The following is a 26,599-nucleotide window of genomic DNA, read 5'->3' as shown; positions in this document are numbered from 1 at the left end:
GAGGTCCCATTGGACAAAAACATGAAAATCCTGATCGTGGATGATTTCTCAACCATGAGACGGATCATTAAAAACCTGCTGCGAGACCTCGGTTTCACCAACACCGATGAAGCAGATGACGGCAACACCGCTCTGCCTATGCTCAAGAGCGGCAAGTACGATTTTCTGGTAACGGATTGGAATATGCCGGGTATGTCCGGCCTGGATCTGCTCAAGGAAGTTCGTGCTGACGACGATCTGAAAACACTGCCTGTGCTGATGGTGACGGCAGAGGCAAAGCGTGACCAGATCGTTTCGGCTGCGCAGGCCGGGGTAAACGGGTATGTGGTTAAGCCGTTCACGGCAGCGGTTCTCAAGGAAAAGATTGAGAAGATCTTCGAACGAATCCAGTAACCAGAGGTTGGATGGGCTCCATGAGCAAGCGCGAGAAAGACCATCAAAGCCTCGATCCCGAGGTCACCGAGAAGCTCCGCAATCAGGCTGCTGAGCTGGTTGAGCAGGTCAATGCCGGTGATTATGCCCGAGCGATGACGCTGATCAACGACCTGAGCGAAGTCAGGGATCAGAGCTTATATAGGGAAGTGGGGCGGCTGACACGCAGCCTGCACGAGGCGATCCGGAATTTTCAGATTGATCCTCGCAACGCCGAGCAATCTGAAGCGCTGTCGATGATGTCTGATGCGTCAGATCGGCTTGAATACGTGGTGCAGATGACCAGCAAGGCTGCCAATCGCACGATGGATCTTGTTGAAGAGGCGATGCCTCGTGCCAGCTCTATGAGGGATGAAGCCGCCGAACTGCGCGATGAATGGCAAAGGTTGCGCCGCAGAGAAATGAAGCCGTCAGAATTCAGAGCCCTGTACGCTCGAATCGATACCTTCTTCATTAATTTGAATGCCGATGCAGGCGCGACCTACGACAACCTGTCCGAGATTTTGCTGGCTCAGGATTTTCAGGATCTGACAGGGCAGGTTATCCAGAAGGTCACAACACTGGTCAAGGAAGTGGAAGAACACCTTTTGAACCTTGTGGTTATGGCGAGCCATGTGGATCAGATGACTGGCACAGTGCACGAACTGGAAGAAAAGGAAAAGGAATCTTCCGAGAAAGGCGTTGGCCCGCAGATCAATTCTGAAGAGCGGGAAGATGTGGTTTCCGGACAGGACGACGTAGATGATCTGTTATCGAGCCTTGGTTTCTGAGTTGAGAGGGTAACGCATGGCGTTAGATGCTGATGAAGAGATTTTACAGGACTTTCTCGTAGAGGCCGGTGAAATACTCGAAAAGCTGTCTGAAGAATTGGTGGAGCTTGAACAGCGTCCCGACGACAGTGATTTGCTGAACGCCATTTTCCGTGGGTTCCACACAGTAAAGGGCGGTGCAGGTTTCTTGCAGTTGGAAGCACTGGTGAATTGTTGCCACTCCGCGGAAAACGTCTTCGACACCCTTCGCAATCACAAGCGGAAAGTTAATTCCGATTTGATGGATGTTGTGCTGGAGGCGCTCGATAACGTTAACTCCATGTTCGAGGAGGTGCGTCATCGCGAGGAACCCACGCCAGCGCCAGAACAACTGATTCAGGCACTGGACAAGCTAGCAGTCCCCGAAGGCGATGAAGACCCCGAGGACGCTGAAGAACCTGAAGCAGGCAGTGATGATGAGGACGAGGAGGGCTCTGACTCAGACGACTCGTCCAACGACAGCGAAGATGACGGTGGCGACATCACTGACGACGAGTTCGAGCAGCTTCTGGACGCCCTGGAAGACGAAAAGAAAGCCAGCGGTAGTGCCAAGCCGGCGGCGAAAGCAGAGTCATCAGATTCAGACAATGATGATGACGAAATCACTGATGATGAATTCGAGAGCCTGCTGGATGATTTGCACGGAAAAGGCCAGTTTTCCGGCCCACCACCGGTAGACGAGAAGAAAGACGACAAGAAACAAGACACGGCGAAGGACAAGTCTTCAGGGGATAGTTCAGATCAGGGCGGTGATCCGGATCTGATCAGTGATGATGAATTCGAAAAGCTCCTGGACGATCTTCACGGCAAAGGCGGCAGCCCCACCGAAGGTAAGGCCGACGAGAAATCTGCCCCTGCCAAGAAACAGCCGGCTGCGAAGAAAGACTCTTCAGAGAAGAAAGAGTCATCTGCGAAAAAAGAGTCTTCAGCCAATAAAGAGCCTTCAGCGAAGAAAGAGTCCTCAGCCAAGAAAGAGCCCCCAGCCAAAAAAGAGCCGTCAGGGAATAAAGACTCCGCAGCCAAGCCCGAATCCGGAAAAGAAGCTGGCAATGCCGCAGCGCCTGCCATGCCTGGCCGCGATGCTAATGCTCCGGTGGCCGAAACGTCCGTCCGCGTCGACACCAAGCGGTTGGACGACATCATGAACATGGTGGGGGAGCTGGTGCTGGTTCGAAATCGTCTTCAGCGTCTGGGTACCGACAGTGAAGATGAGCACTTGCACAAAGCGGTGTCGAATCTGGATGTTGTCACGACGGATCTGCAGTCTGCGGTGATGGCCACACGGATGCAGCCCATCAAGAAAGTGTTTGGTCGTTTCCCCCGGGTGGTTCGTGATCTGGCCCGAAGCCTCAAGAAAGAGATCAATCTTGAGATGCACGGGGAAGATACCGACCTGGACAAAAACCTGGTAGAGGCGTTGTCTGATCCTTTGGTCCACCTGGTTCGCAACTCCGTTGATCACGGCATAGAGTCGCCTGAGGTTCGCGAGAAGGCCGGCAAACCCCGGCAGGGCAATGTGGTGTTGTCTGCAGAGCAGGAGGGTGACCACATTCTGCTTTCCATCAGTGATGATGGTGCGGGTATGGACCCGGACGTGCTCAGACGCAAGGCTGTCGAGAAAGGCGTATACGAACAGGACGCTGCAGATCGTCTGACCAATAACGAATGCTACAACCTGATTTTCTCGGCCGGCTTCTCCACCAAGGACCAGATCTCTGATGTCTCTGGTCGCGGTGTGGGTATGGATGTGGTCAAAACCAAAATCAGTCAACTGAATGGCCAGATCAATGTCGAGTCTGAGCTCGGCAAAGGGTCGCGGATTGTTATCAAAGTGCCGTTGACTCTGGCGATCATGCCTACTCTGATGATTATGCTGGGCGAACAGTCGTTCGCCTTGCCGCTGGTCAATGTGGTGGAAATATTCCATCTGGATCTGACCAAGAAAAATGTTGTGGACGGTCGCGAATGCATTGTGGTGCGGGACAAGGTTTTCCCGATTTTCCACATCAAACGCTGGCTGGTTAGAGACGGTGGCCCAGAACCTGAAAGCGGGCACGTGGTCATCGTTGCGATGGGAACGCGCCGCGTCGGGTTTGTAGTGGACCAGCTGATTGGCCAGGAGGAGGTTGTCATCAAGCCCCTTGGCCGTGCGCTCCAGGGTACCCCCGGTATGGCGGGTGCCACCATCACCGGTGACGGCCGTATCGCACTTATTATCGATGTTCCGAGCCTGCTGCAGCACTACGGCTAAGGGAAGTAATGCAGCATGGCCAGGTTTAGGAGAAATGGATGACGGTTTCTGTCCTGGTCGTTGACGATTCAGGGTTTTTCCGCAAACGACTGACGGAGATACTGACGGCTTCTGGCCAAATCAAGGTGGTTGGTGTTGCGACGAACGGCCGTGAGGGCGTTGAGCTGGCCGAGAAGCTGAAACCAGACGTCATCACCATGGACTACGAAATGCCGGTCATGGATGGCATTTCTGCGGTTCGGGAAATTATGAGCAAACGGGCGGTGCCCGTGCTGATGTTTTCGTCGCTCACTTACGAGGGCGCCCGGGTCACACTGGATGCTCTTGAAGCCGGGGCTGTCGATTTTCTGCCCAAAAACTTTGAAGAGATTGCCAGGGATTCCAGTCAGCTCCAAAAGATACTGATTGAACGGATTCTGGATGTTGCCCGCAGCCAGCCTGGCAACAAGGCACCAACTCCTGCAAAGGCGCCGTCCTCCGCGGCGAAACCCTCATCGAGCCCATCAGCGGGTCGTGAGCGGTCCGCCACCAAGACGCCGGAGCGCGTAGCAGAAAAGGCGCCTGAGCAGCCGGAAGCACCCAGAAGAAGCGCCCGCCGAGGCGCTGCGAAGCATTACAGCGTGGTTGCGATTGGCACGTCGACCGGTGGCCCAGTGGCTCTGCAGCGAGTTCTTGTGGGACTCCCGGCGTCTTTCCCTGCGCCCATTCTGTTGATTCAACATATGCCCGCGAGTTTTACGCCGGCGTTTGCAGAGCGTCTCAACAAACTGTGCAAAATTGAGGTCCGCCAGGCCGAGGACGGCGATCCGTTGAAGCCCGGCGTGGCGTTATTGGCCCCGGGTGGTAAACAGATGATTGTTGATAACCGCGGCGGCCAGGCGCGAGTTCGCATACTGCCAGGGGATGATCGTCTGCACTACAAGCCTTGTGTGGACGTTACTTTTGGTTCGGTGGCCAGAGCCTTCCCCGGCAAAACGTTGGGCCTGATCCTGACCGGCATGGGCGCAGACGGAAAAGAAGGCTGCCGCCTGATGAAGCAAAGTGGATCAGACGTCTGGTCCCAGGATGAGAAATCCTCGGTCATCTATGGCATGCCGATGGCGGTAGCCAAGGCCGGTCTGAGTGACGAAGTTCTGGCTCTTGATGAGATTGGCGCGCGGTTGGTAGAAGGAGTCAGCTAATGGACATCCTTAGCCTCCTCGGTATCATTCTTGCTTTTGCGGCGATTCTTGGAGGTAATCTTCTTGAGGGTGGGGCGCTGGGATCGTTGTTTAATGGTCCCGCAGCCTTGATCGTCATCGGCGGCACCCTGGCGGCGACGATTCTGCAAACGTCCTGGCCGCTGCTGAAACGGGCGGTTAGCCAGGTTCGCTGGGTGTTTTTCCCGCCTTATATCAGTCTGGAAGACGGCATTGGAAAAGTCATTGATTGGAGCGTGAAAGCTCGGAAGCAGGGGCTTCTGGGGCTGGAGGGTCTGGCTGAAAAGGAGCCGGAACGTTTTGCGCGTAAAGGACTTCAGTTACTCGTAGACGGATCCGAAGCCGAAACCATTCGCAGTATCATGGAAGTGGATCTGGAATCCCGGGAGCAGCGGGATACTGAATCCGCCCGGGTGTTTGAAGCCATGGGTGGCTACTCTCCAACCATCGGTATTATCGGTGCGGTCATGGGTCTGATCCAGGTCATGACCAATCTTGAAGACCCACAATCCCTTGGCAGCGGTATTGCCACCGCTTTTGTTGCCACCATCTACGGCGTTGCTCTGGCCAACCTGCTGTTTTTCCCGGTCGCCAACAAGCTCAGGGGTATTCTGCGCGAGCGTACGCGGTACGAAGACATGATGATTGATGGGATCATCGCGATTGCCGAAGGTGAGAACCCGAAATCCATCGAACTAAGGTTAAGAGGCTTCTTGCAGTGATCCGACGTCGCAGGACAGAGGAAGACGATCTGCACAACACGGAGCGCTGGCTGATCTCCTACGCCGACTTTATCACGCTGCTGTTTGCATTCTTTGTGGTGATGTATTCGGTATCGTCCGTTAACGAGGGCAAATATAAGGTTCTGTCTGAAACACTGACCGGCGTATTCAACGCGCCTCAACGATCTTTCCAGCCAATCGAAATTGGCGAACGGCCACAGGGGTCGCCCGAACAAGCTGCCGAAGACGTGATCCAGCCTCCGGTCACGGAAGCGCCCCGAAACCCCACGATGGATGAAGCAGGCCGAACCGAGGCGTTGCGGGCAATGGCTGATCAACTTGCGCTGGAATTTGATGAGCTGATCAACCAGGGCGTGGTGACGGTAGAGAGCAACGAGGAATGGTTAGAACTCAGTCTGCGCAACAGTCTGCTGTTTGGCAGTGGTGATGCTGAACCCCACTACGACGCCTTTGAGGTGATCGAGACCATTGCTTCGGTGCTGGTTGATAAAGACAACGCGGTTCGGGTTGAAGGGTTCACTGACAACCAGCCTATCCGTACCAACGCCTTTCCTTCCAATTGGGAGCTTTCCGCTGCCAGAGCTGCGGCCGTTGTCCGTATGCTGACCATGGAAGGCGTTGACGCACAGCGCCTGGCCGCGGTCGGTTATGGCCAGTACCAGCCGGTAGCCCGCAACGATACCGAAGAAGGCCGCCGCCGGAATCGCCGGGTGGTGCTGCTGATTTCCCGGGATGCCAGCATTCGCGGTGCCATGAGATAAGGCTGCGCCTGATTTAACAGGCACTTCTGGCAAGTTGGCACAATATCTGTATTTCTTCTCCTGAAAATCCTGTAGCGGCAATTGCTTGCCGAAATTTCTTCAAGTTGGGCCGATACCAGCCGATAATTCATTTAGGATTCCGGCGGTACCGGAGCCGGTCATACTGGGGAGTTGAACGTGCGAATCTGGGCGGTAGCGAATCAAAAAGGTGGTGTGGGCAAGACAACTACCGTAGTTGCGCTGGGTGGTCTGTTGGCCGAGCAGGGTAAGCGGGTGCTGATGGTTGACCTGGATCCCCACGGGTCCCTGACCAGCTGGTTCGGATATGACCCGGACTCGCTTTCTCACAGTGTGTTTGATCTTTTTCAGCACCAGGGCAAAGTACCTGATGGCTTGCCTGCGCAACTGATCACTGACACCAGCAGCGACAATTTGTCGCTGCTGCCGGCCAGTACCGCATTGGCGACCCTGGAACGCAAAATGGTTGGCGTTGAGGGCATGGGGCTCATCATCTCACGCTCACTCGCTCAGCTTTGGGACGATTTTGACTACGTGTTGCTGGACAACACGCCCTCGCTTGGGGTGCTGATGGTCAATGCATTGGCGGCCGCCCAGCACCTTATTATTCCGGTGCAGACAGAATTTCTTGCGATCAAGGGGTTGGAGCGGATGCTGCACACCCTTCAGATGATTATGCGTTCCCAAAAGAACAACCTGTCCTACACCATTGTGCCGACGCTGTTTGATCGCCGCACACAGGCATCGGTCAAGAGTCTCAATCAGCTTCGTAAATCCCATCAAGACACTCTCTGGCGATTCGCGATACCCGTCGATACACGTTTTCGGGATGCCAGCCAGGCCGGGCTAACGCCCTCCGCGTACGACCCTGATACCCATGGCGTCCGGGCCTACGCTCGTTTACTGAAAGATCTTCCAGAACTCATCAGCGCCCGCACGGAGCGCCGGGATGGCTGACAAAAAATTGACACAGGTAGCCGATCCCGCCAATGCGATCGCAAGCTATCTGGATGAACTGCTGCACACAGCGACCGACTCTGCCAAGGATGAAACCGCGGTGGTAGAAGAGTTGTCCGTTGAAACAGTATCCGCGCCAGAACCAGAACCAGAACCAGAGCCAGAGCCAGAGCCAGAAACAGAAACAGAAACAGAAACAGAAACAGAAACAGAAACAGACGTTGAAGAAGCGGAAGACAATGCCCCTGAAGCCAAAGCTGAAACTGTGGAAGGGTTTGCCCCTTCGCCGCCTTCCGAGGAGCCTCCGGGTAGACCGGACTGGTCCCACAAGCCGTTTGAATGCCTGATTTTCACCGTGGCGGGGTTGAAACTGGCGGTGCCATTGATTCTATTGGGAGCGATCCATCGTATCGATGAACCTGTAAAACCTATTCCAGGAAGCCCAAAATGGTATATGGGCATGCGTCCGGATCGGGGGCATAATCTGCGGGTGGTGGATTCCGCAGAGTGGATTATGGCAGGCCGTGCGCCTGCAGATGCCCGCGAACATTATCGGTTTGTGATCAGGCTGGACAGCAGTGAATGGGGCCTGGCCTGCGATGACGTGGCCCAGTCATTCACGCTGAAGCCAGATCAGGTGCGATGGCGGACGGCCCGTAGCAAGCGTCCATGGCTGGCAGGTACGGTGATTGAACACATGTGCGCGCTGATTGATGTGAAATCTATGGCTGACCTGCTGGTGCGCGCCGAGCGCGAGCATCATCTGGATCTTAGCTAAACAGCAAATAGGTGATCTGCCAGACTTCACTGGCACGGTTTGTGCCCTGAACTATAGTAATGGGCACTGATGATGATTTTTTGACGATCAGGTTGCCCGTCGGGCAGCCGAACAGGAGATAGAAGGTTATGGCATCCCCGAGCGGACAACAGAATCAGGCTCATGATGATCAGGTATTGCAGTACGTGACCTTCCGGCTGGATGACGAAACGTACGGCCTTGATGTAATGCGGATTCAGGAAGTACTTCGCTACACAGAAATTGCCCCCGTGCCCGGCGCACCCGATTACGTGCTTGGCATCATCAATCTTCGGGGTAATGTGGTCACGGTGATTGACACCCGGCGCCGGTTCGGGCTTGCCGATGCGGAAGTCACCGATGCGACCCGGATTGTGGTGATGGAATCTTCCAACCAGGTGATGGGTGTTCTGGTGGATTCGGTGGCCGAGGTGGTGTACCTGAAAGCCAGTGAAATTGAGACAGCACCCAATGTGGGGAACGAGGAAAGCGCCAAGTTCATCCAGGGGGTGTGTAACAAAAACGGCGAACTGATCATTCTGGTCGAGTTCGACAAGATGCTGTCAGACCACGAGTGGGCTGAGATCTCCGCACTGTAAAGCCGGTTTTGACCGGAGACAGATCGAAGATGGACGCCTTCGTGGCTCTCAAAACGAGAACATAACGAGGACGTCCGTCATGATTGATCTGATTCTTTCCCAGGCTCCCTGGATCCTGACCGTGGCCATCCTGGGCCTGATGTGCGTTCAGGGCCTGGTATTTCACCGGCAAATCCGCCAACTCAGAAGTGAACTCAAACAGAGATATGAAGATCTGGGCCGCGAGCTTCACGCAACTGCCAGCGGCAGTATGGGGGTCGGGCAAAGAGTCGTTGCGTGCGAGCGTCAGCTTCATGAGCTTCATGGTACCCTGGACGAGATGCGCCAGAATGACCCGCTGCGAGTATCCTACGACGAGGCCTCTCGCCTGGTTGATTTAGGAGCAGACATCGACGATCTTATGAACACCTGCGGTATATCCCGTCCAGAGGCTGAGCTGGTGTCTGCATTGAGGAAGCGTCAGGCAGCCTGAAACCCGAACTTCAGGGCGCTATTGGATGAAGCATTTAGATCCGAGAGCGGAGGACGCTCTCATTGCTGTACGTCGAAGTGAATTTGTCGCGAGTTCCGACCTGTCGTCTTTCGTTTCCGGCCATTCGATCCCCCAGAAACACGCGTTACGACACCTTCTCACGTTGATGCCTGAAATCGCCCCCGATCAGACGCTGATGCACATTGGGGGTGGTGCTGGCTATGTGGCTGCTGTTCTGGCCAAGCTTGCAGGAAAAGTGGTTTACGTCGATCGCAACCCGGCAGTCGCCGAGGCAGCTAAAGAAAGGTTCTCGCGTCTGGGCGCTACCAACATTGATGTGATCGTCGGTGATGCGGAGCAAGACCTCGCTGTCGATGGTCTGTGCGATGTCCTTTTGTGTACGACGTTTATTGCTTCTTACGCCCCGTTAAGCCCCTATCTTCGAGAGAATGGATTGCTTGTGTGTCTTGAGGGGCGTGCAGGTCCGGTTCCCAGTCTCGCTCTGTATACCAAAAAAGCCGGGGTTCTTGGCAGAGAACGAACGCTTGGTTGGGTTGATTTCAAACGCAACTCTGAGCAGATACTTATCGACCTGGGTGTTGTCGATCAAACGTCTCTGGACGCCGCCCGTTTGGAGGCAGAGCGCTCAGGGAAAAGACTTCTTGATGTGATTCGTGAGCGTCTGCATCTTGAGGAGGCGGATCTCTACCGTACCCTGGCGAAGCAGAGGCAAATGGAGCTCTTTGCAGCGGACGACCTGCTTCCTACTCTGAAGCCGGATCTGTTTCGCCGCTTTTCACGTGCTTTTCTGGATCTTTCGCGGTTGATTCCAGTGCGCGAGCAGGATGGCAAGCTCCTGGTTGTCACCGATGACCCTGATGCCAGAACCGATCAGTTGGAAAGACTGACCAAGACCGCTGATATCGAGTGTGCGCTCGTGTCAGCAACGGATTTCAAGAGGCTGTGGTCGTCTCTGGATCTCACGGTAAAAGGTCAGGAGTTTGTTGCCGACCATGGCGAAGTAGCTTCGGGCCAGGGAAGTCATCTCCATGCTGAGTCTGACGATCTGTTGGCCGGCGAGAATGGACGAAACCAACTGAGTCCCTATCTCGTGTCTGTTTACGAGGCCATTCTGCTTGATGCGGTCAGCGAGAAAGCAAGTGATATCCACATTGAAATTTATCATAAACGAGTTCGGCTAAGGATTCGGGTTGATGGTGAGTTGCACGAACTGACCCAATATCAGCTTTCGCCCAGGGAGCTGAAAGGCATTGTTAATGTCATCAAGCTTCGGGCTGAGCTGAATATTGCTGAGCATCGGCTACCTCAGGGTGGTAGGTCCGTATTGAAGGTGGGGAACACCTCTTACGACCTGCGTGTTCAAACCCAGCCTTCGCTTCATGGCGAACACATCATTATCCGATTGCTGCCTCAGACCGGTCGAGCAATGACGATCGCAGAGCTCGGCATGTCCGAATCAGTGGGTTCACGCTATCAACGTTTGCTGGATAATCCCGCTGGACTGGTTCTGGTCGTCGGCCCAACGGGCTCCGGGAAATCCACGACCCTCTACGCAGGGCTTCAGACTTTGGCAGACGATGGCAGGCGCAAGGTCATTACTGTAGAAGACCCGATCGAGTACTCCATTGATAATGTTCAGCAAACACGGGTCAGGCCAGATATAGGGTTTGGCTTTTCTGATGCCATGCATTCGTTTGTCAGAGAGGATCCTGACGTGATTATGGTGGGAGAAATCCGGGATCAGAAAACAGCGCTTGAGGCTATCCGTGCCTCGCAGACTGGGCACGTTGTGCTCTCAACCTTGCATTGCAATGACGCTGTCGACTCTCTTCAAAGACTGTACGACCTTGGAATCCACCCAAACTCTATTGCGGGCGAGCTTCTGGCGGTTATTGCTCAACGCCTGGCAAAGCGCGTTTGCCACCACTGCCGTAAGCCTTCAGAGCCGGATCAGGCGATTCTGGATGAGCTATTCCCGGACGGTGCGCCATCAGACTTCCGGTGTTACGTTGGCGCCGGCTGTGCGAACTGTAAGGGGCGAGGAACCAGTGGCCGGGTTGCCATTGTTGAATACCTGGAGGTCAATAGTGATATCCGCGATGCGATTTCATCTCAACCACCCGTTGGAGAGCTGCGCTGGCGGGCTCTGGATGCCGGCTTGGTCACCATGCGCGATAGCGCTCTGGACCATGTCATTGAGGGGATCATTCCGTTGACCGAATTGCCCAGGATACTGCCGATGGAAAGAATGGCTCCGGAAGTTCGTGGTGGCAGAAGGAACAAGGCATGACCAATACGGGTCCAGAAAACAAGCGAAAACTCCAGCGAGAGCCCGCTGAAATTGCCTTCAGGGAAGAACTGGAACGTCTGGCCGCATCGGACACCGGTCCGGTTCCTCCCGGTTGGCGTTTGTCACCAAGGTCCGTTGAAGCGTTCATTCTGGGTGACGAGTCGAAAGGCATTGAACGTAAATTCGTTGCTGAGCGATCAATGGTCTCGCGCATTATCGTGTCGCTCTGTACGAACAGGGGGTGTTTGCTGGTCGGTGAGCCGGGCACCGCCAAGTCCTGGCTTTCAGAGTTGTTGACGGCTGCCATTTCCAGCGATTCAACGCTGACTCTGCAAGGTGGCGCAGTCACGAATGTTGGTCAGCTTCTATACAGTTGGAATGAGTCCATCCTGAGTGCCAAGGGCCCATGTCTATCCGCTCTGGTTCCCAGCCCGCTCTTGAGAGGCATGATGGAAGGGCGTCTGGTGCGTTTCGAAGAGATCGCTCGATGCCCGCAGTCTTTGCAGGATGCCCTCCTTTCCGTTTTGTCGGACCGTGTTGTAGTCATTCCGGAGCTTTCCGGTGAAGACGGCGTGATTTTTTCCCGAGAGGGTTTCAATCTGATTGGCACTTCCAACAGTCTCGACGAAGGCATATTTCGAATGAGCGCTGCCCTCAAGCGTCGACTGGGTTTTGAGGAGATTCGCCCCATCCGAAACCTTGAGGATGAAATGGAGGTTGTGGTCCGCGAAACCCGACGGGCGAATCTGGCCTCTGGCATTTCCATCGAGTTGGACCCTGGAGTGCTCGAAGTACTTGTCACCATGTTTCACGAGCTCAGAAATGGCCAGACCCTGGATGGACGAAGCACTGATCGTCTCGCAGGAGCCGTGCTTTCAACCGCTGAGGCGGTCGCAGTTGCACATGCCGCCAGTTTGAACGCCTGGTATTACGGAGGTGGGCACGGCGGGCTGACTGTCGACGTTTTGATGAATCATCTGGTGGGAACCGCCCTCAAAGATGAGCCCCAAGATCGTCGACGGCTGAAACACTATTTCGAAACGATCGTGTCGAGCCGATCCGGGCAGAACTGGCAGCGTGCCTGGGCATTGCGCTCATTGATCAACTGATGGCCGGCGAAGGTTGCTCGCGTCTTCAGGCGTGCGTCCCTCCAGATTGAAAGCAAATGCCAGTATCTCGGCAATGACCCGGTAGAGGGTTTCGGGTATTTCGTCGTTTAAATCCAGTCGGGCCAGAATGCCGGCCAGTTCCGGATTTTCGTAAAGTGGCACACCATGTTCCCTTGCGATCCGAATGATCTCCTCTGCCAGCTCCCAGGTGCCTGTGGCCGCAATGGTGGGGGCTCGTTCGCCGTCGTATTTCAGCGCCACAGCGGCGGGAGATGAAGACGCTGATTCCTGCTGATTCTTCATGCCCGTGTATCCACCAGTCGATGTTCAAGGTGAGTGGTGGCGCCCTGGGGGATGCCTCTCCGGCATTCCAGATCCACCACCTCCAGCCCGAGATTCGCGAAGCTCTTGCGAAGTTCCGGCAACTGCTCACGGGCCTGTTGTAGCGTCGATTGTCTTTCGGCCCAGACCTGGGCAGACACCTGTCCTTGGCCAAGCGATACATCAAAGTGCATGGGCCCGGACTCGTCGAGATTCATGGCCAGAGAAAGTTTCCATTCCGTGTTTCTGGACCTGGCTTTGTCAGTGGATTCGTCCTGGCTCGCCTGTTCTTCAATGCGCAATTGCATCACCCGGGGTTCGTTATTCTGGTTCAGCCAGGGCAGATCCATCACCAGCGTGTTGTTGGGAGCGGGGGCATCGGCCGTGGTCCGTGTTGAGAGAACCTGACTGTGGAGCTGATTGACCGTGATCCGGTTAAGAACACCTGCAAGCAACCGTAACATCTGCCCGACGCTGGCTGGTTCGGATGACGTTTGCGGCGATTGACTGGCCGATGGTGCCGGGAATTGCAGGGGCGACTGCACAAGATCTGGCGTCGGAATAGGGGTAATGCGATTAAAGCTGTTGGCTGGTTGCCCCTGGTGCTCCAACAGCTGATGAATAATGCGGCCAATAGCCAGCTTCAGATCCGAAGGAGGCGCCTCGGGTGCTCTTGCGGTTCGCGATTCGGCAAACAGTCCGCTTCGCTCAATCCATTGCTGGATCTGTTGCGTTGCGGCTTGCTTTGAACCGCTTGCGAGTGATGTATAGCTTCCTGTGCCCAGAGGGTTCTGTGGTTTGCTGCCCATTTCTGCACCGGCCAGACCTGAGAGTGCCTGGCGGTTCGGCAGCAATTGGACGAGCTGTTCGATCGCTTGCCGGACAGGCGCTGGCAGTGGTTGTTGTGTGAGCCGTGCCAGTGGAAGTGAGGACGCCTCGGCCTTGTTGGTAGAAGCTGCCTGTTCTGGACTCACTCCCGTTGTCAGCGCGCTGAGTACTTTTGCCAGACCCGAATCTATGGATTGCTGCCATGGCAGGCGCTGGGCCAGGGCCCGTGACACCGTGGATTCAGCCGTGGCCGCGAGTTTGCCCAGTAAACGCAGTTCGTTGCCTGCTCTCATCACCTTGACCCAGTCGCCGGTTTCGAGCGAAGTGTCACCAATAGCGGCATTGACGGGCAGGGTTTGCCCGCGAACATCAAGAAGAAGGCGACTGGTACCTGATGATTGCTGGTTGATGATTTCAGCCACCCTGGCAAGGGTCGTTTCGCGATTTGCCAGTTTCAGCTGCGCAAGCTGTGCCTTCGCTGAGGTTGCGGGATTGGCGGAGCCGGTTTCGAGAGACTGAGCAACACCTTTGACCGGACCCGATGTCGGTTTCGCCTGTGAGCTTCTGTCTGTCGACTGGGGAGGTGGCGGATTACCGTTTGGTAACTTCATCGTTTTTCATTTAATGCCTGACCAGAGTATTCGTGAACCGCATTTGGTATTATAGCGCTCGCCGGTGAGCCTAGTCTTTCCAAACCCATGAATCAGCGCCGGGGCCCTAATGTCCGAGCCATTACTACAGGCTGTTAATCTGCATTGTGAGCGCGACGATCGTACCCTGTTTCGGGATCTGTCCTTCTCCATACTGCCCGGTACCCTGATCCGTGTCGAGGGCCCCAATGGCTCGGGCAAGACCACTTTGCTTCGTGTTCTGGCCGGTTTGAATGACAACGTTGAGGGCGATGTACTCTGGCGCGGTCAGCATCGCCGGCACCAACGCGAAGCTTTCCTGCAGAACACCCTGTACATTGGCCATCGGCCGGGTATCAAGGCGATGCTGACCCCTCTCGAGAATCTTCAGGCGCTTACGGCCGGCCGAGGGCAGCTTTCCGATCAGGTTCTGATACAGGCGCTCAAAGGAACAGGGCTGGCCGGGTTCGAAGGCGTACCCTGTCGCCGGTTATCTGCTGGGCAACAGCGCAGGGTTGCGCTGGCCAGGTTGTTGGTGTCAGACGAGCCACTGTGGATTCTTGATGAAATTTTCACCGCCATTGATGCTCAGGGTGTTGAAGCGCTGGAACGACTGCTGATGACCCGTGTCGCTGAGGGTGGCAGTGTCATTGTAACCACCCATCACGATCTTCAGGTTCCGAACATGCAGCGTATACAGCTTGGAGTTGGCGATGACGTCTGAGCTCGGCGCGATGAAAGCGGTCATATTGAGGGATCTGAAATCCGCCGTTCGTCAGCCCAGTGATCTTCTGAACCCATTGTTGTTCTTTGTGCTGGTGGTCATGCTGTTTCCGTTGGGTGTCAGCCCGGAAGTGGAATTTTTGCGCCAGGCCGGTGGCGGCATCCTGTGGGTGGCGGCGTTACTTTCGGTGTTGTTGTCGCTGGATCATCTGTTCAGACATGATTTTGACGACGGCACCCTGGAGCAACTTGTGCTCCAGCCCCAGCCGCTTTTTCTGCTGGTGCTGGCCAAAACCCTTGCACACTGGTTACTGACCGGGTTGCCATTGGTTGTATTGACGCCGTTATTGGCGGTTATGGTTCATCTTGACGGGAACTCCATTCGGGTTTTGTGTCTAACGCTGCTGATCGGAACGCCTGTGCTCAGCCTGATAGGCTCCATTGGGGCGGCATTAACCCTGGGGCTGAGGTCGGCAGGGGTGCTCTTGTCCCTGATGATCATTCCGCTGTACATTCCTGTTCTGATTTTCGGTACCGGTACAGTGATGGCAGCGGCAGATGGAACGCCTGTGGCGGGGCAATTAGCGCTGATGGGCGCCTGTCTGGTGCTGGCGTTGACGCTGGCCCCTTTTGCTTCGGCGGCCGCTCTTCGAATCAGCCTGTCGAACGGGTAATCTGGAAAAGACGAGAAAGGTAAACACTGGATGTGGCAATTTTTTCACAAGCTGGGATCGCCTAAATGGTTCTATGACATCGCGACCCGGTTGATGCCATGGCTGTTCTGGATCGGCGTTTCGCTGTTCATGGCGGGTGTGGTTTGGGGGCTGGCGTTTGCCCCGCCGGATTACCTTCAGGGCAACAGCTACCGCATTATTTTTATCCATGTACCTTCGGCGTTTCTGGCCCAGTCTGTTTACATCATGATGGCCGTGGCAGCCGTTGTCACATTGGTATGGCGCATGAAGTTGGCGGATGTTTTCATCAAATCTGCGGCGCCGGTTGGGGCAGTTCTGACTTTCCTGGCACTGTTCACCGGGGCGGTCTGGGGTAAGCCGACCTGGGGCACCTGGTGGATCTGGGATGCTCGCCTGACCTCCATGCTGATTCTGCTTTTTCTCTATTTCGGGGCGATTGCTTTGGGCAATGCCATCTCTGATGAAAAGTCTTCAGCCAGAGCCGTTGCCGTTTTGGTACTGGTCGGCGTGGTGAATATCCCGATCATTAAATATTCGGTTGAGTGGTGGAACACGCTGCATCAGCCAGCCACGTTCAAACTTACCGAAAAGCCCAGCATGCCGGCAGAGATGTGGGTTCCATTGCTGATGGCGGTGCTGGGATTGTATCTGTTGTTTGGCTGGCTGGCATGCCTGAGAATGCAGACGGAAATCCTGATTCGCGAGGGCAGAACCCGCTGGGTGAAAGCGCTGGTCCAGACGGGAGGGAATGCGTGATGGCCTTTGATTCATTCGATGCCTTTTTGGCGATGGGCGGCCACGGGCCTTACGTGTGGGCCTGTTATTTCGTCTTTTTTGCGCTTTTCATCGTATTGGTCATCTGGTCGCGTTATCAGCGCAGGTCCGCGATGCGCGGAATTGCCCGTCGAGAAAGCGGGGCTGGCAGTCCTGTCAGCGAACCCGCAACCGCGGATTTCGCGCGGGTTGAGTCCACCAAACGTTAATCAGACTGACATGCGTAGTCGCACATAACCACGAGTAGCCTAGATGCATCCTGTTCGGAAAAAACGCCTGACCATTGTTCTATTCCTTCTGATCGGCCTTTCGATTGCAGTGGCATTGACCACTTACGCGCTGCGCCAGAATATCAACCTGTTCTACGACCCCAGCCAGATCGCGGCCGGTGAGGCTCCGGTAGACGTTCGTATCCGCGCAGGTGGTATGGTGCAGGAGGATTCGGTTATTCGAGATCCAGAAAGCCTGAAAGTGGAATTCAAGGTCACTGATTTCACGTCGTCGGTACTGGTGGAGTACACCGGTATATTGCCGGATCTGTTTGCAGAAGGTCAGGGCGTGGTGGCGATGGGCCGCCTGGATGGTGAAGGTCGCTTTATGGCCGATCAGGTGCTGGCCAAACACGATGAGAACTACATGCCGCCCGAGGTAAACGATGCGCTTGAGAAAGCGGCCAGCCTACGGGCTGCTGAAAGCACTGGCGCAGCGGAATCCTCAACTGGCTATTAACACTGCCAACGCAAAAATGCTGGAGTGAATCGATGTATCCCGAACTCGGACAAATGGCTCTTATATTGGCTCTGTTGCTTGCCTCTCTGCTGGCGGTGGTACCGCTGGTGGGCTCTGTTACAGGTCGGGAGCAGCTTCAGGCATTTTCCAGGCCTTTGTCCGCCGGGCTCTTTGTCTTTGTGGCCCTGGCCTTCGCCTTGCTGACACATGCCTTCCTGACGGATGATTTTTCGGTGGCTTATGTGGCCAATAACAGCAACAGCATGCTGCCGTGGTATTACAAGTTCAGTGCGGTCTGGGGTGGCCACGAGGGATCGCTGCTTTTATGGATACTGATGCTGGTGGGCTGGACTCTGGCCGTCGCGGTTTTCAGCCGTCGCCTGCCCACGGTGATGGTGTCGCAGGTGCTGTCCGTGATGGGCATGGTGACGGTGGGTTTCTTGCTGTTCACCATTCTGACCTCCAACCCCTTTGACCGTATTCTTCCAAATGTTCCAGCCGATGGTGCGGATCTGAACCCGTTGCTGCAGGATTTCGGCCTGATTATTCATCCACCCATGCTGTACATGGGCTACGTTGGTTTCTCGGTTGCCTTCGCTTTCGCCATTGCCGCTTTGATTAACGGTCGACTGGATGCCGCCTGGGCACGTTGGTCCCGTCCTTGGACGACGGTTGCCTGGTCCTTCCTGTCGCTCGGGATTGCTCTTGGTAGCTGGTGGGCGTACTACGAGCTTGGCTGGGGCGGCTGGTGGTTCTGGGACCCGGTCGAAAATGCGTCCCTGTTGCCCTGGCTTTCTGGCACCGCGTTGATGCACAGCCTTGCGGTCACTGAGAAACGCGGGGTCTTCAAAAGCTGGACGGTATTGCTGGCCATCGTCACTTTCTCCCTGAGCTTGCTCGGTACCTTCCTGGTTCGCTCGGGCGTGCTGACCTCGGTACATGCGTTCGCGTCGGATCCGGAGCGGGGCACGTTTTTGCTGATACTGCTGGCTATTACCATCGTTTCCAGCCTGACCCTCTATGCGTTCCGGGCGCCGGTAGTTCACGTGCGGGCGCGATACGCAGGCCTGTCCAGAGAAGTCTTTTTGCTGCTGAACAACGTGCTGCTGGTGGCGTCCACCCTGTTGGTTCTGCTGGGCACCATTTATCCGCTGGTGCTGGATTATCTGGATATGGGGCGCCTGTCCATCGGTGAGCCCTTCTTCAACCTGACCTTCAGCCCATTGGCAGTGGCCGCCGGCCTTCTTCTGGGCGCCGGCATCTTCTCTCGCTGGAAGAAAACCGACGGTGGTTGGCTGGGACGCAAACTGCTGTGGCCCCTGGCCGCGAGCACCCTTGTCACTGCGTTGGTGATGGTTGGCTATGGAGAGTTTAAACCCTGGGCCTTCGTCGGTACTTTTTCAGCATCCTGGGTCGTCATCGCCACTTTCTGGGATCTGTGGGAGAAATCAGGCTCTCGCAAAGGGCGGCTTTATGGTCTGAAGCGCCAGTCCCGTAGCTATTACGGCATGGTGCTGGGTCATCTGGGCATGGCCATTGTCATGGCCGGTGCCACCATTGCGTCCAATTATGGCATTGAACGAGATGTCCGGATGTCCCCGGGTGACACGGCACAGGTGGGCGATTACAAAGCTGTGTTCGTTGAAACCGGTAATCGCAGAGGTGCCAATTTCACGGCCGAGTATGGGCGCTTTGAAATTTTGGACAGCGAAGGTGACCTTGTGTCTGTGCAGATGCCGGAAAAACGTCAGTATCTGGTTCAGCGCAATGTCATGACAGAGGCTGGCATAGACGCCGGGCTGTTCCGCGATATTTTCATTGCTGTGGGTGAGCGGGTTGCCGAGGACGCCTGGGCCATTCGGTTGCAGTACAAGCCCTTGGTTCGCTGGCTATGGCTCGGCGCGATCTTTATGGCTGCTGGCGGTTTCCTGGCCATCTCTGATCGTCGATACCGGATACGGGACAAGGTCCGGGATACAGATGTACCTGTTCCCAGCGGGTCGAAGGCCGGTAAACCTGCGGAGGCTGCTTCATGAAGCGGGCTTTGATGTTTTTACCCGTTGTACTGGTCGTGGCTCTGGGCGCAATTCTGTTTGCGGGCATCGGAAAGGATCCCAATCGGCTCGAATCGGCGTTGATCGGTAAGCCGGTACCTGAATTCAATCTTGCGGACTTGCAGGCACCAGACAGTCAGCACGACCAGTCGTTATTCAAGGGGCAGGTGTCTCTGTTGAACGTCTGGGGTACCTGGTGCCCCGCGTGCAGAGATGAACACGATGACCTGATCTGGCTGGCACGCGAAAAAGGCGTTCGGATCGTTGGTCTGAACTATAAGGATGATCGCCAGGAGGCACTCAAGTGGCTGAAGACCCTGGGCGATCCCTATGCGGTCAGTGTCTATGATCCCAGAGGTACTCTGGGATTTGACCTGGGTGTTTACGGCGCACCAGAAACCTATTTCATTGATTCGCAGGGTATTGTTCGTTACCGCCATGTTGGGGTGGTTAACGAAACAGTGTGGAACGAGAAGTTCCTTCCTTTAATGGAAGAATACGGGGATGTGAGTTCATGAAACCCTTGTTTCGCTTTGCACTCCTGATGTTGTTGAGTCTGTCTGCCGGTGTTGCCGTCGGCCAGGCCCGCGACGTTTACGAATTCGATTCTCCCGAACAGGAACAGCGCTTCCAGTCACTGATTGCCGAATTGCGCTGCCCGAAATGCCAGAATCAGAATATTGCCGATTCCAACGCACCGATCTCGAAAGACATGAGAGAAGCGGTGTATCGGATGATGTCCGATGGTGCCAGCGATGAAAAAATAACCAGCGAACTGGTTTCCCGGTTTGGTGAATTCGTGCGTTACAAGCCAAAGGTGGACGAGCGCACGATCATGCTATGGGCGACGCCGGCCCTGGTCGTTTTTATTGGCGTTCTGGTCATTGCCCTGACGGTCCGGCGCTCTAGCAAAAAAGCGGCAACCGAAACACCGCTGAGCGACCAGGAGCGCGCGCGTGCTGACGAGCTATTGAACCGCCACGACAAGAACGACCACTAACTTTTAGATTCAACACGACCGACAGACCCTTATATGACACAAACCTTTTGGCTTATCGCCAGTGTGCTGATTCTGCTGGCTCTTGCATTCGTTGTTGCACCTTTGATTTTTCATCGCTCAGGCCGTCGCGCCGCTCTGGACGTGCGCAATCAGAACCTGTTGGCGTACCGCAGCCGTCTTGAGGAGCTGGATCGAGAGCTGGATTCGGGCGCCCTGGATCAGGAAAGCTATCAGCAGTTGCGAGACGAACTGGCCGGTAGCCTGATGGACGACGTTCCGGATGCTGAAAAGGGCATCCTGGATTCGCCGGCCAAGGTGAAAGGCGGGCGAAGCGCGTTGGCAATTGTTCTGGCGTGCCTGATTACAATCCCGGCTGCCGCCGTCTATTTCTATGACCAGTGGGGCGCGATGGATGAGATGGAGCAGTTCATCGCCATGCAGGAAATGGTGGCCACTGAGGGTGGCAGAATGGGCAAGATGGAAGATCTGGCCCAGCAGTTGAGGGAAAAGCTTGAGCAAAAGCCGGGTAACGCCGAAGGATGGGGATTGCTTGGCCGTACTTACATGAACTTGCAGCAGTACTCGGAAGCAGCCTGGGCGTTCGAAAAGCTGGCGGCGACCATCGAGGACAATCCTCAACGCAAGGCAACCGCCTGGGGCTTGGCAGCCCAGGCCCTGTTCTTCGAGCATGATGGCGACATGTTTGCTGGCGCTGGAAAGGCCATCGAAAAAGCCAGGGCGATTAATCCCGATGAAGTGAATTCGCTGGGGCTGCTGGGCATTGCCTCATTCCGGCAGCAGAACTTTGAGGACGCATTGAAGTATTGGGAACGAATCGTACAGGTGGCGCCTGACCACCCTCAGATCGGGTCTATCCGCCAGGGTATTGAACAGGCATACCAGCGACTCGGTCAGGAGCCCCCAGCGCCTCAAGCCAGTGAACAGAGTCTCGCAGGGGGATCGCCCGGGGTGACAGTTCGGGTGGAAATCGATCCTGCATTTGAAGCAGATATCGCGGATGCGACCCCGCTTTTTGTGTTTGCCCGGCCGGCTGGCGCGACCGGTGGAACGCCTCTGGCGGTCGCCCGTCTGACGGCGGGGCAGCTGCCGGCCGTTATTCGTCTGGATGACCGAAATGCCATGTCGCCACAAGCCAAAATATCCGATGCCGACTCGGTTCGGGTCCAGGCGCGGCTGTCACGATCGGGAAACGCTCTGCCACAGGCTGGAGACTGGCAGGGTGCTGTCGCAGAGCCTATTCAGGTGCGGGCGGGCGAAACCGATCCCGTCATCCTTACGATTGATACGCAATTGACCCAGTAGGCACCTTTACCGCACGTTCAGTTCTTCCGGGTATAGCGGTGGCAGCGGGCTTTTCTCAGACCCGCTGCCTGCTTTTTTCTGAAGTTTGTCTTCACGATAGCGACTGAGGGCATCAGTCAATGTCTTTCCTTGCCAATCTTCTGCAGAGGTGGCTGCGTGACCGTAGGTAAGAGCCTGCAGTCGACCGATTTCCTGTTCAACGTCTGGTTCCGTTATCAACTCAAAGGCGTCCGTCAGGCTCACTACCCGGCGGTCAGGGTGCAGATGTTTGACCCAGCGGATCAGATGATCCGGCGTCTCAGGCGCCCCGGCGCGAGCCGATTGACACAGAGTCTCGAACAGCGCTTTTTCAGATTCGTCTGCCTTTACCGGCCTAGCCTCAGTTGTGTTTTTTCCACGGCGGGAAGCCCACCAGGCCAGGGCAGTAGCCACCCATCCTGCCAGCATGATCAAGGCAACGATGAGCCAGGTATTTACACCTGACTCCATGCGGCCGTCTGTGCTTTCGGAAGAGGAATCCCCAGGCTCGGTTTCAGGCGCCTCAGAACCGGTAGCTGGCGAGGTGTTCACGTTGGCCTGACTCTGGGCGCCCGTTACCTCAAAGGTGCGTTCTGGAATGACCGCCAGCTTTTGGCTGTCGGTTTTCGTATCCCACCAGGGAATTCGGATCTCGGGCAAGGTCAATGTGCCGCCTCGTGTTGGCACCAGGGCCGTGGTCTGAGCCAACTTTGCTGTTAGTCCGTTCTCGGTGGGTACGGTTGTACGTTCCGGTTTTTCCGGGTAAGCCCTCAGGCCGTCGGGTGCGTTATTGGCAAACGGTGGCAGGGCTTCAGCCGGTAGGCCCTCTGCCACCAGAGACAGCGTGCGCGACAGGTTCTGGCCGGTATCAATGGAAGAAACCGTGGGCAGGCCAGACTCTGACAGATTCAATTCTGAAGCGGGAAGCCAGGTGTCACCGGAAAACTCAGCGGGTACGTCTTTGACCGGGATGCTGAACAGTTGTTTGCTGTCTCGCAGGAATTTTAACCGGCCCGATGGATCGCGAGTTTGGCCTTCGAAACGGATTGGCGGTAATGAAAGCTCGCCGGCTTGCTGTGGGAAGATGGCGTAGCGGCGTTCCACCACTCGATAACGCAGGCCATCACGATATCGTGTGTATTCGGTCTGCTTGCCCAGGCTTTCAATAATGGCATTGGGGTGAGAGGGCTCAGACAACTCGCCTCTGACCATGTTGCCATTGAAAAACAGTTTCACCGTCAGAACGAGTTGCTCCTGAACGTAGACACTGTCTTTGTCGGCGTTCAGCTCAATGAAGCTGTCCCGCGGGCTGTTGTTCTGGTCAGGCGGGTTGTCATCCACCACGTCGATGGTCACAGGCTCGGATACGGCGTCCCGGAAGGTCAGTGAGGGGATAGTGACCTTGCCCGGATTCCGGGGCGCCAGTTGATAGGTCCAGGTAATCTCTCCAATCATTTCGCTGTTGACGGTGCGAATCGAATACCTCTGGTTCTGACCCAGGATCTCGAAATCTTTCTCCAGTTTCTCGATGTCGGGGCTGGGCAATTTCGAGGTGTCGAAGTCAAACAGGTTGCTCAGGTTGATGTCGATCTTGGTCGTGCCCTTGATCGTCAGGGTCAGCACTTCGCCCTGGTAAAGGCGTGTACGGTCAGGCTCAACCGACAGCGATTCGGACGCAACGGCGCTGGCAACCATTGACCACAGAAAAGGGATCAGAATGAGCGGGAAAACCAGCCGTCTTACCATGGTGTGTCGCCCTCGTCAGTTTGTGTATTGCGCTGTTGGTATTGCTGAAGGAATTTTCGCCGGAGCAGACCGCCAGGGTCGTCAGGCACACGGCGTAGCCATTGCTCTTGCCCCTGAGTCAGCGGTGAGGTGTCCAGTTCGGCCGGCGCCTGCGCTTCTGTCTGGTCATTATCTGCCTCGGTATCGGATTGGCTTTGTCCCTCGCTTTGCTCCTGCTGCTGATCTTGCTGACCGTTCTGCTCCTGCTGACTTTGCTGGCTGTTCTCACCATTTTGCTGTTGCTGCTCGCCCTGAGACTCACTCTGGTTCTGTGGATTACTGGACGGGTTCTGATCGCTGTTCTGATTCTCGGAACCTTGTTGGCCGTTTTGCTGCTGTTGGTTCGAGGAATCGCCGGACTGGTCATTCTGTTGATCAGACTGATTTTGTTGCTGCTGCTGTTGCTCCAGAAGGTCTTTCACCAGATCCCGGTTGAAGCGGGCATCCTCATGGTCCGGATGCTTTTCGAGAAACTGATCGTACGCTTCCACCGCTTCTTCCAGTTTTCCCGCTTTGGCCAGTGCATTGGCACGATTGTACTCAGCTGATGGTGCATCGCCTTTCGAAAATGACTCAATGGCGCTCTCATAGTCTCCAGAGCGGTACAGTGCGCTTCCACGAAGGTCAGGGTCGCTCAGGGTCTGCGCCGCCTGTTCCGGATTCTGCCGGATCATTTCCGGTGCTCTCTGGTCCTCTCGCTGCCACAAGCCGTCCCAGGATTGCGCCATTGCCGACCGAGGCGTCATGGGCAGAATTATAAACGCCAGGACGATCACCGCGCCGCGGCGCCAGCCCAGGAGCGCAAACGGAATGGCCAGCCAGAGCAGCCAGTAACCGTCGTCCTGCCAGCGTTTGACGGTCACATCCAGTTTGCTGTCCTGCCATTCTTCGGCGTCTTCGGAGCGCAGTTCCAGTGCGCGGATGTCTTCGCTGGTGATGGTCAACGGATGGCTCTGGCCACCGCTGGATCTCGCGACCGATGCCATGGCATCGGGATCCGCACGTGTAATCACGATCTCACCCTGGTCGCGGATAAAACCCTGCCGCTCAAGTGGTATGGGGCCTCCCTTGGGTGTGCCCACTACCAGTGTGCTTAAGGAATAGGGGCTGTCGGTGAGGGTTGAACGAATGCTGTTCTGATAACGATCAGCAACATCGTCTGATATCAGCAGTAGTCTTCCCTTGCCCGGTGCGCCCTGTTCCAGCAGGTTGAGGCCGCGTTCAATGCCAAGGTCTGCACGGTTGCCGGCTGCTGGCATAATCACCGGGTCCAGCACGCCAAGCATGCCTTCGATGGTCTGGCGGTCGTCCGTTAACGGTGTCACGACATGAGCATCCGCCGAGTAAACAACCAGAGCCGTCAGGCTACCTTCCCGTGCCTCCAGGATGTCCCGGATTTTGCGTTTGGCAACGGTCAGGCGATCGGGCTCCACATCCGTGGCCAGCATTGACAGGGATAAATCCAGAACGACAACCAGGCTGTCATCCTGTTGTTGCAGAGGGGTAGGAGACTCTCGCCAGGAAGGCCCTGCCAGTGCAATCGACAGCAGAGCGATTGCCAGCATCATGGGCAAAGCCGGCGAACGGGTGCCAACACCGTCAGTGCTGGAGGATTGAATCAGTGGCGTCAATAATCGCGCTGGAATGATACGGGTCCAGCCGCTATCACTGCTGCGGAATTGTTTGAGAACCAGCGGCATCAGGAGTGCAGCGATCAACAGCAGTAACCAGAGTGGTCGGATGAAATGGAAGTCAGCCATGGTCACCCTCCCGGTTTTCTGTTCCTCTGCGATCCTTGATGGCGCCACGGGCCAGCATCAGAGAGCGAACGATTTGCAGCAGTAACCAGAGGGTGGCGGCCAACCCGGCTGGCCACACGAAGAGCTCGGTGACAGGGCGGTAACGTTTGCCCTCAAGTTCAATCGGCTCAAGCTGGTTGATGCTCTCGTAGATCAGTTCCAGTTCCGGCAGGCTTCGGGCGCGAAAATACTGGCCGCCTGTCTGTTGTGCCATGCGGGTAAGCAGGCCCTCGTCCAGATCCCGCGAAGGATTGATTCGTCTGGATCCGAGCAAGCCCCGCTGCACCATGGATTCCGCACCGATACCAATGGTGTAGATGCGCACTCCCGCGGCCTTGGCAATTTCCGCGGCCTTGTCCGGAGGAATTTCACCGGCGGTGTTGGCTCCGTCTGTCAGAAGTATGACCACTCGCTGTTCCTGAGGCCGATTGCGCAATCGCTTGACCGCCAGACCAATGGCATCGCCAATCGCCGTCGCACGCCCGGCCATTCCGATGCCGGATTCATCCAGAAGGGTTCTCACAGTTCCCAGGTCAAACGTCAGGGGGGCCTGAATGTAGGGTTCGGTGCCGAACAGCAGCAGGCCCAGGCGATCGCCTTGCCGGCGCTCGATGAAGTCATGCAGTACCCGCTTAACAGCCTGCAGTCGGTTTATGCTGCGGCCCTGAATGACCATGTCCTGCTCGTCCATACTTGGGGAAATATCGACGGCCAGCAGTAGATCGCGGCCACTGACCGGTAGCTGCACCTGTTCTCCTACGTGTTGCGGTCGAGCCAGGGCCAGCACCAGAAGCGACCAGATGAGCAATAGAATCAGTTGTTGAACAAGTGATTTGCGATGGCCACTCCGGCTAACACCGGGTAGGTCGGCGAGCCAATGGCCTGTTGGTAAATAGGGCGCTTCCACCGCCTGACTGCGCCGCTTCCGGGCGCTCAGCACGAACGGCAGTGCGATAAGCACAAGTACCCACGGATAGGCCAGGCTCAGCATGATTGCCCTCCCAGCCAAAGCTGTGCAAACCGCACGGCATCGTCTGTGGAACAGCTGGGCACGGGCTGATAGCAGCTTTCAACCAGCGATGTGACTACTGGCCTTGACGCTATCCGGTCTTTGGGGCTGGTCTCCAGCAAAAAATCGATCCACGCGTTACCGGACAGGGATTCCGGACGTCTTTCCGGGTAGCGAGCCATGGCCGATCGCTTGAGCAACGCATTCAATTCATTGAACCATTGGGACGTAACCGCCGCGCGATTGACAAGGCGGCCAAGGTCGCGGTTGGCTGCACGATGCCAGGCGTTCTTCTGCTTACGGCGCCTCAGCAGCACGACCATCCCCGCTATCAGGCACAAAATCACAAGCAACAAAATCCACCAGCCCGGTGCAGGCGGCCAGAATCCGTCGGGTGGCGGAATATGGATGTCTCTGAGTTGGCTCAGTGGATCCTGTTCCATTATTTGTTCGAA

General features: G+C 56.0%; 27 protein-coding genes. 21 read left to right on the top strand and 6 right to left on the bottom strand.

All coding sequences use genetic code 11. From position 1 onward, the window contains the following. The first annotated feature begins 9 nt into the window (after positions 1-9). The 12 genes from cheY to QLQ17_RS11615 all read left to right on the top strand — a co-directional run bounded on the left by cheY (position 10) and on the right by QLQ17_RS11615 (position 12,457). Positions 10-393: a chemotaxis response regulator CheY gene (cheY, locus tag QLQ17_RS11670; protein ID WP_283209749.1), complete on the top strand. Its 384-nt coding sequence runs from the start codon at positions 10-12 to the stop codon at positions 391-393. A 20-nt stretch (positions 394-413) separates the two neighbouring features. Then, on the top strand, positions 414-1,202 hold the full coding sequence (locus QLQ17_RS11665; protein ID WP_283209748.1) for a protein phosphatase CheZ: 789 nt from the start codon (positions 414-416) through the stop codon (positions 1,200-1,202). Between the two features lie 16 nt (positions 1,203-1,218). Then, positions 1,219-3,492 (top strand): chemotaxis protein CheA, encoded by a 2,274-nt coding sequence (locus tag QLQ17_RS11660; RefSeq protein ID WP_283209747.1) that lies wholly within the window; start codon positions 1,219-1,221, stop codon positions 3,490-3,492. A 38-nt stretch (positions 3,493-3,530) separates the two neighbouring features. Continuing rightward, positions 3,531-4,673, top strand: a complete 1,143-nt coding sequence (locus QLQ17_RS11655) for a protein-glutamate methylesterase/protein-glutamine glutaminase (RefSeq protein WP_283209746.1) — start codon at positions 3,531-3,533, stop codon at positions 4,671-4,673. Beyond that, positions 4,673-5,413 carry a flagellar motor protein gene (locus QLQ17_RS11650; protein WP_283209745.1) on the top strand — a complete coding sequence of 247 codons (741 nt, stop codon included), beginning with the start codon at positions 4,673-4,675 and terminating at the stop codon, positions 5,411-5,413. Before QLQ17_RS11655 ends, QLQ17_RS11650 begins: the two co-directional genes overlap by 1 nt. Continuing rightward, positions 5,413-6,195 carry a flagellar motor protein MotD gene (gene motD / locus QLQ17_RS11645; protein ID WP_283210159.1) on the top strand — a complete coding sequence of 261 codons (783 nt, stop codon included), beginning with the start codon at positions 5,413-5,415 and terminating at the stop codon, positions 6,193-6,195. Before QLQ17_RS11650 ends, motD begins: the two co-directional genes overlap by 1 nt. Positions 6,196-6,372: 177 nt before the next feature. Beyond that, complete coding sequence (locus tag QLQ17_RS11640) at positions 6,373-7,170, top strand: ParA family protein (RefSeq protein ID WP_283209744.1); 798 nt, start codon at positions 6,373-6,375, stop codon at positions 7,168-7,170. Then, complete coding sequence (locus QLQ17_RS11635; RefSeq protein WP_283209743.1) at positions 7,163-7,948, top strand: chemotaxis protein CheW; 786 nt, start codon at positions 7,163-7,165, stop codon at positions 7,946-7,948. The genes QLQ17_RS11640 and QLQ17_RS11635 overlap by 8 nt, the downstream gene beginning before the upstream one ends. A gap of 128 nt (positions 7,949-8,076) precedes the next feature. Continuing rightward, positions 8,077-8,565: a chemotaxis protein CheW gene (locus QLQ17_RS11630; RefSeq protein WP_283209742.1), complete on the top strand. Its 489-nt coding sequence runs from the start codon at positions 8,077-8,079 to the stop codon at positions 8,563-8,565. Between the two features lie 79 nt (positions 8,566-8,644). Beyond that, positions 8,645-9,037 (top strand): DUF2802 domain-containing protein, encoded by a 393-nt coding sequence (locus tag QLQ17_RS11625; protein ID WP_283209741.1) that lies wholly within the window; start codon positions 8,645-8,647, stop codon positions 9,035-9,037. Between the two features lie 25 nt (positions 9,038-9,062). Next, positions 9,063-11,348 (top strand): ATPase, T2SS/T4P/T4SS family, encoded by a 2,286-nt coding sequence (locus tag QLQ17_RS11620; RefSeq protein WP_283209740.1) that lies wholly within the window; start codon positions 9,063-9,065, stop codon positions 11,346-11,348. Beyond that, positions 11,345-12,457 (top strand): ATP-binding protein, encoded by a 1,113-nt coding sequence (locus tag QLQ17_RS11615; protein WP_283209739.1) that lies wholly within the window; start codon positions 11,345-11,347, stop codon positions 12,455-12,457. The genes QLQ17_RS11620 and QLQ17_RS11615 overlap by 4 nt, the downstream gene beginning before the upstream one ends. Here QLQ17_RS11615 and QLQ17_RS11610 read toward each other — a convergent pair. Together QLQ17_RS11610 and fliK are read right to left on the bottom strand one after the other, a co-directional pair. Continuing rightward, complete coding sequence (locus tag QLQ17_RS11610) at positions 12,443-12,760, bottom strand: EscU/YscU/HrcU family type III secretion system export apparatus switch protein (RefSeq protein WP_283209738.1); 318 nt, start codon at positions 12,758-12,760, stop codon at positions 12,443-12,445. The two genes, QLQ17_RS11615 and QLQ17_RS11610, sit on opposite strands and share 15 nt — an antisense overlap. After that, positions 12,757-14,217, bottom strand: a complete 1,461-nt coding sequence (gene fliK, locus QLQ17_RS11605; protein ID WP_283209737.1) for a flagellar hook-length control protein FliK — start codon at positions 14,215-14,217, stop codon at positions 12,757-12,759. Before fliK ends, QLQ17_RS11610 begins: the two co-directional genes overlap by 4 nt. Positions 14,218-14,326: 109 nt before the next feature. Between fliK and ccmA the strand changes: the two genes are divergently transcribed. From ccmA to ccmI, 9 genes are read left to right on the top strand one after another with little or no spacing between them, the layout of a single operon-like run. Beyond that, positions 14,327-14,959 carry a cytochrome c biogenesis heme-transporting ATPase CcmA gene (gene ccmA / locus QLQ17_RS11600; RefSeq protein ID WP_283209736.1) on the top strand — a complete coding sequence of 211 codons (633 nt, stop codon included), beginning with the start codon at positions 14,327-14,329 and terminating at the stop codon, positions 14,957-14,959. Beyond that, entirely contained in the window at positions 14,949-15,632 is a 684-nt protein-coding gene (gene ccmB / locus QLQ17_RS11595; RefSeq protein WP_283209735.1) for a heme exporter protein CcmB, read from the top strand. The genes ccmA and ccmB overlap by 11 nt, the downstream gene beginning before the upstream one ends. Positions 15,633-15,662: 30 nt before the next feature. After that, positions 15,663-16,409: a heme ABC transporter permease gene (locus QLQ17_RS11590; protein WP_283209734.1), complete on the top strand. Its 747-nt coding sequence runs from the start codon at positions 15,663-15,665 to the stop codon at positions 16,407-16,409. Continuing rightward, positions 16,409-16,636: a heme exporter protein CcmD gene (gene ccmD / locus QLQ17_RS11585; protein ID WP_283209733.1), complete on the top strand. Its 228-nt coding sequence runs from the start codon at positions 16,409-16,411 to the stop codon at positions 16,634-16,636. Before QLQ17_RS11590 ends, ccmD begins: the two co-directional genes overlap by 1 nt. A gap of 43 nt (positions 16,637-16,679) precedes the next feature. Continuing rightward, a complete protein-coding gene (gene ccmE / locus QLQ17_RS11580; RefSeq protein WP_283209732.1) occupies positions 16,680-17,156 on the top strand; it encodes a cytochrome c maturation protein CcmE in 477 nt (158 codons plus the stop codon). A gap of 32 nt (positions 17,157-17,188) precedes the next feature. Beyond that, positions 17,189-19,192 (top strand): heme lyase CcmF/NrfE family subunit, encoded by a 2,004-nt coding sequence (locus tag QLQ17_RS11575; protein WP_283209731.1) that lies wholly within the window; start codon positions 17,189-17,191, stop codon positions 19,190-19,192. Next, positions 19,189-19,728: a DsbE family thiol:disulfide interchange protein gene (locus QLQ17_RS11570; RefSeq protein WP_283209730.1), complete on the top strand. Its 540-nt coding sequence runs from the start codon at positions 19,189-19,191 to the stop codon at positions 19,726-19,728. Before QLQ17_RS11575 ends, QLQ17_RS11570 begins: the two co-directional genes overlap by 4 nt. Then, the gene (locus QLQ17_RS11565) at positions 19,725-20,210 is read left to right on the top strand and encodes a cytochrome c-type biogenesis protein (RefSeq protein WP_283209729.1); all 486 of its coding nucleotides are present in this window, start codon (positions 19,725-19,727) and stop codon (positions 20,208-20,210) included. The genes QLQ17_RS11570 and QLQ17_RS11565 overlap by 4 nt, the downstream gene beginning before the upstream one ends. A 33-nt stretch (positions 20,211-20,243) precedes the next feature. Then, positions 20,244-21,533 (top strand): c-type cytochrome biogenesis protein CcmI, encoded by a 1,290-nt coding sequence (ccmI, locus tag QLQ17_RS11560; protein ID WP_283209728.1) that lies wholly within the window; start codon positions 20,244-20,246, stop codon positions 21,531-21,533. A 6-nt stretch (positions 21,534-21,539) separates the two neighbouring features. Here ccmI and QLQ17_RS11555 read toward each other — a convergent pair whose 3' ends face one another. Genes QLQ17_RS11555 through QLQ17_RS11540 form a run of 4 tightly spaced genes read right to left on the bottom strand, consistent with a single transcriptional unit; the run spans position 21,540 to position 26,587 of the window. Further along, entirely contained in the window at positions 21,540-23,297 is a 1,758-nt protein-coding gene (locus QLQ17_RS11555) for a BatD family protein (RefSeq protein WP_283209727.1), read from the bottom strand. Further along, the gene (locus QLQ17_RS11550) at positions 23,291-25,096 is read right to left on the bottom strand and encodes a VWA domain-containing protein (RefSeq protein WP_283209726.1); all 1,806 of its coding nucleotides are present in this window, start codon (positions 25,094-25,096) and stop codon (positions 23,291-23,293) included. The genes QLQ17_RS11555 and QLQ17_RS11550 overlap by 7 nt, the downstream gene beginning before the upstream one ends. Further along, positions 25,089-26,126, bottom strand: coding sequence for a vWA domain-containing protein (locus tag QLQ17_RS11545; protein WP_283209725.1), 1,038 nt, complete (start codon positions 26,124-26,126; stop codon positions 25,089-25,091). Before QLQ17_RS11545 ends, QLQ17_RS11550 begins: the two co-directional genes overlap by 8 nt. Next, entirely contained in the window at positions 26,120-26,587 is a 468-nt protein-coding gene (locus QLQ17_RS11540) for a DUF4381 domain-containing protein (RefSeq protein ID WP_283209724.1), read from the bottom strand. Before QLQ17_RS11540 ends, QLQ17_RS11545 begins: the two co-directional genes overlap by 7 nt. Between the last annotated feature and the right edge of the window lie 12 nt (positions 26,588-26,599).

Source organism: Marinobacter sp. CHS3-4 (assembly GCF_030053415.1).
GTDB lineage: Bacteria > Pseudomonadota > Gammaproteobacteria > Pseudomonadales > Oleiphilaceae > Marinobacter.
Note: the sequence above shows the minus strand (reverse complement) of the source record. Positions and strands in the feature narration are given on the sequence as shown.